Genomic DNA, 2,015 nt, shown 5'->3' on the forward strand with positions numbered 1-2,015 from the left:
GAGGATCCGGTTGGGACGATCTTGTTGCCCGGCTTCCTACTGCTGCTGCACTCACCGTTGTTATCAGGGGAATCGGGTGAAGGAAATCACGCTGCGATGAGGCTGGCGAGATATTCGTCGTCCCAGCCTGCGGTTTTGCGGCGGAGGCGGATGGAATCCTTGCCGGGGGCCTTGCGGGTGAGATTGTAGGCGATGTGCCGGCAGATTGCGAAATTGGCTGGCGCGTTTTCGGTTCTGACGCGGCATTCGTCATCGCGAAAGACCATGTCCATGACCCAGTGCAAGGAGTTCTCGATGGCCCAGTGCGCGCGGATCATTGGGCCGACCAGGTTGGCCAGAAGCACGAGCGAGGTGATGTAGAAGCGCGTCTCATTGGTGATCTTGCCGTTGATTTCGCGCTGGCTGTCGACCACGACAACGGCGTTGAGGCCCGGCCATTGGTGGCGCGCCTGCAGCCAGTCGACATCGTGGATCACGGTGTAGTTTCGGGTCTCGATCCGGCCGTGATCGGCGTCGACCGTTGCGTGCGTGCTGATCGTTGTATCCTTGTATTTCAAGGCTTTCTGTTCATCGACGAAGACCTCGACATCCTCGCGCAGGGTTGTCTGATTGCCCTTCAGCGCGAGAATGTAATCTGCCTTTTTCTCGATGATTTTCGCGGCGATGTCGCGCTGACATCCCATCGCGTCGATCGTCACCACCGCGCCCTCGATCGACATCATGTCGAGCAGCGCGGGGATGGCGACAATCTCGTTCGACTTCTCGTTCACCTTCACCTGGCCCAGCACGATGCGTTGTCGCGCCGCGAAGGCGGAGACCATGTGGATCGCCTCTTTCGAGCCCTTCTTCTGATACGAGCGCCGCGACGTCTTGCCATCGACCGCGATGACCTCGGGGGGCGTGTTCGTCAGCGCCGCCACCCAGGCGACGAAGCAACGCTGGAAGGCGCGGGCGTCGAGCGTGGCGAAGATATCGCCGAGATGATCGTGCGAGGGCGTGCCATTCACATAGGGCCGAAACCGCCGCAGGAGTTCGATCTTCCTCTCGCCAAACCGCGCGATGTCGCAGAACGTCTCCGCCCCCGCCAGAACCGCCAGCAGAACCAAAAGCAGGATTTCGGCGAGCGGATAATCCACCTTTCCGGCCTGACGATGATCCGGCAAATAACTGAAATAGTGAAGAAAATTCGTCGTCTCCGCAATTGCGGCAAATCGTGTCCCATCGGAATCCATCATCATGCTCCACCTGCGACTCAGTGGATGACAACAGATTCAGCACTTCAGTCCTTTGTCACGGACCTCTTCACCCGATTACCCTGGGAACATACGGGCACCCGCTCGTTTTTGAGGTTCCGCGCGAGCCGAAATGCCGCGCCAGACGCACCCTTTGCGCATCCAGACCCCGTGTTTGCTGGGGATTCGAAGGCCCGGACACCGAAAAACCCACATTTTTCGCTAGGAAGTCATGGTCAGACCATATCCGAATCGTCTAAGCGACCGGTGTGATCGGTGGTTTTAGCCACTTTCTGCGAACGAGGAGGGCCTACCCATGGCAGTCAAGAAGCCGGGCGCGCAAGCGACCGTGACGATGAAGCATCTCGCCGCGAACCTCGCGGAGTCTCATGAGATGTCGAAAAAGCAGACCGAAGCGGTGCTCGGCGAACTGGTCGGTCTCGTCACCAAGCACCTCAAGAAGGGCGACCGCATCCGCATCGGCGGCCTCGGCATCCTGCAGGTGCGCAAGCGCGCCGCCCGCATGGGCCGCAACCCCGCCACCGGCGAAGCGATCAAGATCAAGGCCAGCAAGAAGATCGCGTTCCGTCCGGCGAAGGACCTAAAAGAATCAGTCTGAACCAGGGGCGGGCCCACTGATCAACCGGAAGGTCTCGCGGCCTTCCGGCTTTCGTTGTTTACGGCGGTGGCGCTCCGGCCCGCTCCATCACCCCCGCTCCATCACAAGGTCGAACGTGATGCACACGGGGTTTTCGCCGTGGGCCAGACGTCCGCTGTGCACAT

2 protein-coding genes are annotated in these 2,015 nt (G+C 60.1%); one reads left to right on the forward strand and one right to left on the reverse strand.

Annotation, left to right across the window (positions count from 1 at the left end):
* Positions 1 to 86 precede the first annotated feature (86 nt).
* On the reverse strand, positions 87 to 1,235 hold the full coding sequence (locus tag VMT30_02275) for an ISAs1 family transposase (GenBank protein ID HVQ43767.1): 1,149 nt from the start codon (positions 1,233 to 1,235) through the stop codon (positions 87 to 89).
* Positions 1,236 to 1,548: 313 nt separating this feature from the next.
* On the opposite strand from VMT30_02275, the gene VMT30_02280 reads away from it, so the two are divergent.
* Positions 1,549 to 1,851 (forward strand): HU family DNA-binding protein, encoded by a 303-nt coding sequence (locus VMT30_02280; GenBank protein ID HVQ43768.1) that lies wholly within the window; start codon positions 1,549 to 1,551, stop codon positions 1,849 to 1,851.
* Positions 1,852 to 2,015 lie beyond the last annotated feature (164 nt).

The sequence above is a fragment of the Candidatus Saccharimonadia bacterium genome (genome assembly GCA_035544015.1).
Taxonomy (GTDB): domain Bacteria; phylum Patescibacteriota; class Saccharimonadia; order UBA4664; family UBA4664; genus UBA5169.